The sequence below is a fragment of the Cupriavidus plantarum genome (assembly GCF_905397285.1).
GTDB classification, from domain to species: domain Bacteria; phylum Pseudomonadota; class Gammaproteobacteria; order Burkholderiales; family Burkholderiaceae; genus Cupriavidus; species Cupriavidus plantarum.
The window spans coordinates 531344-538128 of sequence record NZ_CAJPUX010000005.1 but is presented as its reverse complement, the minus strand read 5'-3'; the positions used below and the strand labels follow the sequence as shown (position 1 = coordinate 538128).

7 protein-coding genes are annotated in these 6785 nt (G+C 67.0%); 1 reads left to right on the top strand and 6 read right to left on the bottom strand.

Going from position 1 to position 6785, the window contains the following annotated elements; all coding sequences use genetic code 11:
* On the bottom strand, nt 1-538 hold a 538-nt coding region (locus KHP16_RS22500), incomplete at its 3' end, for a hypothetical protein (protein ID WP_211961158.1).
* Nucleotides 539-619: 81 nt separating this feature from the next.
* Nucleotides 620-2002, bottom strand: a complete 1383-nt coding sequence (locus tag KHP16_RS22495; RefSeq protein WP_109584974.1) for an MATE family efflux transporter — start codon at nt 2000-2002, stop codon at nt 620-622.
* 159 nt (nt 2003-2161) lie between these two features.
* On the opposite strand from KHP16_RS22495, the gene KHP16_RS22490 reads away from it, so the two are divergent.
* Nucleotides 2162-2794, top strand: coding sequence for a 2-hydroxychromene-2-carboxylate isomerase (locus KHP16_RS22490; protein WP_115954164.1), 633 nt, complete (start codon nt 2162-2164; stop codon nt 2792-2794).
* A 49-nt stretch (nt 2795-2843) separates the two neighbouring features.
* On the opposite strand, the gene KHP16_RS22485 is transcribed toward KHP16_RS22490, so the two are convergent.
* From KHP16_RS22485 to KHP16_RS22470, 4 genes are read right to left on the bottom strand one after another with little or no spacing between them, the layout of a single operon-like run.
* Entirely contained in the window at nt 2844-3617 is a 774-nt protein-coding gene (locus KHP16_RS22485; protein WP_211961157.1) for an ABC transporter permease, read from the bottom strand.
* The gene (locus KHP16_RS22480; RefSeq protein WP_109584977.1) at nt 3601-4383 is read right to left on the bottom strand and encodes an ABC transporter ATP-binding protein; all 783 of its coding nucleotides are present in this window, start codon (nt 4381-4383) and stop codon (nt 3601-3603) included. The genes KHP16_RS22485 and KHP16_RS22480 overlap by 17 nt, the downstream gene beginning before the upstream one ends.
* Nucleotides 4380-5651 (bottom strand): acyl-CoA thioesterase/bile acid-CoA:amino acid N-acyltransferase family protein, encoded by a 1272-nt coding sequence (locus KHP16_RS22475; protein WP_244835954.1) that lies wholly within the window; start codon nt 5649-5651, stop codon nt 4380-4382. The genes KHP16_RS22480 and KHP16_RS22475 overlap by 4 nt, the downstream gene beginning before the upstream one ends.
* A 44-nt stretch (nt 5652-5695) precedes the next feature.
* Nucleotides 5696-6778 (bottom strand): ABC transporter substrate-binding protein, encoded by a 1083-nt coding sequence (locus KHP16_RS22470; RefSeq protein ID WP_109584979.1) that lies wholly within the window; start codon nt 6776-6778, stop codon nt 5696-5698.
* Nucleotides 6779-6785 lie beyond the last annotated feature (7 nt).

Sequence of the window (6785 nt, the reverse complement as noted above, 5' to 3'; positions counted from 1 at the left end):
GCAGGAGCAGCAGCGGGCCCAGCAGCGGGCCTTTACCCAGCAGCGGCAGCAGCAGGATGAGCAGCGCGCGGCGATGCAACGCGCGCAGATGGATCAGCAGCGGGCGCTCGACCAGCAGCGGCAACAGCAGGACCAGCAACGGGCGGCGATGCAGCGGGCGCAGATGGAACAGCAGCGGGCGCAGGACATGCAGCGGCAGCAGCAGGAGCACCAGCGCGCGGCCATGCAGCGCGCGCAGCAGGAACAGCAACGGGCGTTCGAGCAGCAACGGCAACAGCAGGACCAGCAACGCGCCGCGATGCAGCGGGCGCAAATGGAGCAGCAGCGCGCGCAGCAGGAACAGCAGCGGCAGCAGTCGATGCAGCGGCAACAGATGGAACAGCAGCGGCACGCGCAGGAACAGCAGCGGCAGGCGTTCGAGCAACAGCGGCAGCAGCAACAACAACAACAGCAGCAGCAGCGTCAGTTCCAGCAACAGCGTGGGCAGCAGGCGCGGAACGACGACCGGCGGTGAGAGGGCGTATCCCCCGTGGGCCATCCGCCGTGGGGTTCCCCGGTGGGTTATGCCCCAGTGGGTTATGCCGCTTGGGTTCATCCCCCTTGGGTTATGCCCCTTCGGTCATCCTCTCCTCCTCGCCCACGGCACCGCATTCACCCCGGCAAAGATCCCCAGCCCCAACACGAGCGCGGCAAAGAACGCCCCCAACGCTCCATCCCAGATGGCCAGCGTCAGATACCCAAGCACGCCAATCACCGCGACGCGCGACACCGCCGCCACCACCGACCAGCCCATCCGCCGCGCGCCCTGCGAGGCAAAGTACAAGGCCAGCCCCAAACCGAACAGCCCATAAGCGGGCGCGACCGCTCGCAGATAAGCCGCCCCCATCCGAATCGCCTCCTCATCCTGCGTGAAGAGCGACAACCACGCCGAAGGCCAGATCGCCGCAGCCAGGCCGATGAGTTCGCACAAACCGGCCGCCACCAGCGCACCGGTCCACGCCACCCGCCTGGCCCGCGCGTGCTGGCCAGCGCCCGTGTTCATCCCGACCATCGCCACCATCCCTGCTCCGAAGCCGAAGATCAGCGGCACCAGCAGATACTCGAGCCGAATCCCCAGCCCGAAACCCGCGAGCGCATGCGGCCCGTGCATCCCGATCATCGCCGTGGCGGTGATCACCGAGAGATTGATCATCAGGCTATTGACGGCCGCATACACGCCCACACCCAGAATCTCCGCGAACATCGACCACCGTAGCCGGTGCGCGAACGAGAGCCGGATGCCGCCATATCCCCGCAGCAATGCCACAAGCAGCACCACGAACCCCACCGCGTAATAGCAGACAAGCGCCAGCCCGGCCCCCGCGATGCCCATCGGCGGAATCGGCCCGGCCCCGAAGATCAGCACCGGCGACGCGACCACGAGGACGAGCACTCCGCCCGTCACCACCGCCGCGGGCAGCAACATGTTGCCGGTGCCGCGCAGAATGCTGGCGAACGCGTTCAGCAGCCACAGGAAGGTGGTGCCGAGAAACACGGCATTGGAATACGTGACCGCCGCCGCGAGCGTGCTGTCCTGTCCGCCCAGCGCCCGGTAGATATAAGGCCCGAGTCCCAGCATCGCCACGCTCAAGACCACCCCGAACACGATCCCGATCACCGTCGCATGCAGCGCGAGCGCCTCGGCATCCGCATGCCGCCCAGCCCCGAGGGCGCGGGCGATCGCTGAAGAAATCGCCCCGCCCACCGCGCCGGCGGACAGCATCTGCATCGCCATGACCAGCGGCACCACCAGCGCGGCGCCAGCCAGCGCGGGCACGCCGAGCTGCCCGACGTAATAGCTTTCGAGAAAATTGGCGGCCGCCTGTGCGAGCATGACCACGATGTTCGGCGCCGCAAGCTTCAACAGCGTCGGCAGGATCGGATCGTTGAGCAGGCGCGCGGCACGCGCTGTCTGTGGGGCGGCGGGGGCGGCAGGCGCGGCGGCAGGTGTGGGCTCATTCATGCTGCATATCGGAATGTGATTCCGGGTATGGAACACCGAAACACGGTGCGAATGCGCGAGATTCTATATTGGCGCCCGGAATCCTGCTTGCCCCGGTTGCACGAAGGATTGCAGTGCAGTACATTGTTCCGAAATATCGAGATAATCCGGAGACCCGACATGCCCGACACCCCCGCCGCCAGACAGGTGACCGCCCAGTTCTGCTTCGACTTTGGCAGCCCGAATGCCTACCTGTCGCACAAGGTGCTGCCGCGCATCGAAGCGCGCACGGGTGTGCCGTTCGAATACGTTCCCGTGTTGCTCGGCGGCCTGTTCCGCCTGACCGGCAACCGCTCGCCCGCGGAAGCGTTCGCGGGGATCAAGAACAAGCAGGAATACGGCCGGCTCGAAGTCCGGCGCTTCGTCACGCGGCACGGGCTGGACGCCTATCGCCCGAATCCGCATTTCCCCGTGAACACGCTGCAGCTGATGCGTGGCGCCGTTGCCACGCGCATCGATGGAAATTTCGAGCGTTATGTAGACGCGATCTTCAAGGCGATGTGGGAAGACGGCAAGAAGATGGACGACCCTGCGATCTTCGCCGCCACGCTGGCCGAGGCGGGCTTCGACCCGGAAGCCTTCATGGCGCGGATCGGCGAGTCGGACGTCAAGCAGACGTTGATCGACAACACGCAGGCCGCGTTCGACCGTGGCGCGTTCGGGTCGCCAACATTCTTCGTCAATGACGAGATCTGGTTCGGAAAGGATGCGCTCCCGGCCGTGGAAGAAGAGATCCTGCGGGTCAAGGGCTGAGGCGAGGGGGAAGCTGGCGCTCCCCGCAGCAGGGAGCGCCAGCGCGGCATCAGGACTTCCGTGCCTGCCAGAACACCACGCGCCGCTGCAATGCGCGGACGATCTCGGCACCCACGAGCCCGGTCACCGCGAGCAGGATCACACCCGCGAACATCGTGGCAAGGCTCATGCTCACCGATGACGAAGCGATCAGATAACCCAGCCCTTTCTGCGCGGAGAGAAACTCCCCAACCACCGCGCCGATGAGCGCGAGCGACACGCCGATCTGCAACCCGGCAAAAACATCGCCCAGCGCCGCCGGCAGCTTCACATGCCAGAGCAGGAACAACCGCGACGCGCTGAACGCGCGGCACGCCTCGAGCAGCTCGGGGTCCGTGCGCCGAATGCCGTTGACCGTGTTGACGAACAACGGAAAGAAGCACACCAGCGCGACCAGCACGATCTTCGACGCGGCACCGAAGCCGAACCACACCAGAATGATCGGCCCGAGCGCCACCTTCGGCGTGGCCTGCAGCCCCACAAGCACGGGGTAGACGAAGCGCTCGAACGTCTCCGACTCGGCAAGCAGCGCGCCAAGGGCGATCGCCAGCGCGCATCCGATCGCATAGCCGCTCATTGTGTTGACGAGCGTCGCCCCGATATGCGGCCACAGGCTGCCGCTGGCAAAGCCGGACGACAGCGCGTCGAACACCGCGGACGGCGGGGGCAGCAGGTAATCGGGAATCTGCCACCAGCGTACGGCCAGATGCCATACGAGCAGCAACACGCCGAGGCTGATCAGCGGATACAGCGGTGCCGGCAGCAGTTTAGATCGGCGAGGCATTGAAATGTCTCCGCAGGTGTTGAGTCAGCGCCGTGAAGGCGGGCGTGTCGAAGGTATCGAGCGTGCGTGGGCGTGGCAGGCCGATCGGCAGCGACTCGACGATGCGCCCCGGACGCGGCGACATGACGAGCACGCGGTCGGCCAGGAACACCGCTTCCGGAATACTATGGGTAATGAACAGCACGGACTTGCGCTGCACGCTCCAGATCTCCTGCAATGCGAAGGTCAACGTCTCCCGCGACAATGCATCGAGCGCGGCGAACGGTTCGTCCATCAGCAACAGATCGGGATCGGGCAACAGCATGCGCGCGATGCCGACGCGCTGCTGCATACCGCCCGAGAGTTCGAACGGATAGGCCCTGGCGAACTGCGAAAGCCCGACGAGTTCGAGCAGTTCGTCGGCACGGCGCTCGGCGGCGCGCATATCGAGCCGCTGCGTGCGCGCGGGCAACAGCACGTTGTCTCGCACGGTCTTCCACGGCAGCAGGTTCGGCTTCTGGAACACGACCCCAGCGCGCCGGCTCGGCCCTTCGATGGGTTTGCCATGTAGCTGCAACGTGCCGGTGGTGGCCGGCATCAGGCCCGCCGCGAGCCGCAGCAGCGTGGACTTGCCGCAGCCGGATGGACCGAGCAGCGCGACAAATTCGCCATCGCCGATCGCGAGATCGATGTCCTTGAGCGCTTCGGTCTCGCCGCTACGCGTGGGATAGGTGAGGCCCACGCGCTGGGCGTCGAGCGCGGGGGATGCAAGCATCGCTGCCGTCATGCCTTCGCGCCCTCCGCCACGGCATCCGCCAGAAAGGCCTGCACGGCCGCCCACGACTGCGCGCTCGCGCGGGCATTCGCCTCCGCCGTGCCACCGCCATCGAGCAACAGCCCCGCCACGGGATGCGGCTTGGCGATCAGCGTGGCCGGCAACTGCGGCACACCGATCGCATGCCCCGCGCCTTCGCCCACCACATGCTTCACGGGCCAGCGCGCGCCATGCTCGCGCAGCGTGCGTTCCACCTCCTCGCTATAAAGCGTCGATGGCCAGAACCCATCGTCGGTGCCCGAGATGAGCAGCACCGGGCCTTGAATCTGTTCGACGGGAATGCGCGCGGCCGCAACGAACCCGGCATTGCGCAAGACCGTATGGAACGCGGCCGCCTGCCGCACCGGTTGTCCCGGCACAGCAGGCGCATCGAAGGCCGACCAGTCGGCATCGGGATTGCCGCGCCAGACGTTGGGTAACGGTTCGCCGCGCCATGTCCACGCGGTGGCGTCACGCGGCGCACCGGGTTTGCCCGCGCGCAACGTGCCGTTGACGACCGCGCTGGGCACATACGCGACGACCGCCGATACGAGTTCCGGAAAGCGCGCGCCGAGCAACAGCACGAGCTCGCCGCCACGCGAGACACCCGATACCGCGACGAACCCGTTCGCCGGCTTCAGCGTCGCATGCATCCATTGCAGCGCGCTCTCGAAGTACTCGAGCGGGGTATCGTCGATATGATCGGGGCGCCCCGGTGCCTTGAAGTAACCGAGCGCGAGGGCCGTATAGCCGCGCGCCGCGTACAGGGCCGCGCGCTGTTCATGCATGCCGCCGCCCGATCCCGCCAGCACGAGCACCGCCGGATGCGGGCCTTCGCCACCGGGCGTATAAAGCGTGCCGGTGAGACCCGCTTCGCGGACGGGGCGCAGCGTGACGCCCGGCGCGAGAAAGCGCAGCGTGTAGGTGGCCGACGCATGACCGCCATGCTCGCCCGTGGCGGACAACACGATGTCCAGCGGGTTCACGTCTTCGCTCAGTTGCGGGCGGATAGGCGGCTGCGTGCGCCGCATCGCCCAGACCGGCGCGGTGGCATCGGCGATACGCCAGTCGCCCGCGAGGGGGATGGCGCGCGCGATATCGATTTGCCCGTCGGCATCGGCGGTGAACTCGGCATGGCTTTGCCATGCGCTGCCATCGGGATGGTCCAGCGTGGCATCGAGCGATACGCGCTCGCCCGCGCGGAAGCCGCGCAGCACGATCTCGCGTACGACGTCGACCAAGGCGTCTGCGGGTTGCACCGACAGCGTAGGAAGCGCGAGTCCGGTCATTGCGCCGCCTTCGCACGGCGCAGCAATGCGGCGCGATCGAAGTCCGTGAACGCGGGCACGAAGTCGTTGCTGAAGATCTTCTGCAGCGGCACGTCCGCCGTCGGATATTCGCCCGACTTGGCCATCGCATCGATGCCGCGCTGGATGGCGGCGAGATCGTACTGGCCGGGCACGCGCGCGGCGCCGGCCGGGGTATGGAGGACGCGGCGCAGACGGCGGCTCAGCAGTTCCGTCGCCTCGGCGAGGTTTTTCGCTTCATCGCCCGCCGGCTTCGATTCGGGATTGTGTTTCCAGAAGGCCTTGACGCAGAACGTCGGGTTGGCCTCGCATACGAACTGCGCCTGCGTGTAGGCGCGGCCGAAACGGCGCACGAGGTCAGGCTGGTCGCGGAGCGTGTCCACGTGGGCGATAAAGCCATTGCCCGCGGTTTCCTGAAACACCGCCGGATACGCGATGCGGCGAATCTTCACGCCGGAGAATTCGAGCTGGTCGTTCCAGCTGCTGTTGAAGTTGAGCGCATCGACCTTGTGCGTGCGCAGCGCCTGGAAGCCCGCGCCCAGCGCCCCGACGGCGACATACTCGACGTTCTTGCCCGGCTCGAGCCCCGCCGTGCGCAGCGCCGCGCGGCCGCCGGGAATGGTGCCCCACGTGAGCGCGCCCACGCCGATCTGCTTGCCCTTGAGGTCGGCTAGCGTCTTGATCGGAGAGTCCGCCAGCACCGCGAACTCCATCGTGTTGCCGGGCACGCCGTTATAGAAATAGCGCAGCGGCAGCGGGTCCTTGCCCGAGAAGTAGCTGGCGATCACGGGCTCGGAAGTCGGATAGCCGAACGTCACGCGCTTGCCGGCCACCTGCGGCAGCAGCGCGCCCGCTCCCTGGAACACGATGGTCTTGACGCTGAGGTTGGCCTCCTTGAACAGGCCGAGTTCTTCGGCGGCGGCATACGGCGCGCCGTCGTGCACGGCCGGTGGAATCGCCAGCGCGACCGTGACTTCATCCAGGGCGAAGGCCGGCGTGGCGGCGCAGGCGGCAAGAAGTGAGAGGGCCGCGGCACGTGCCGCCGGCAGCTGAAAGGACATCGGGATA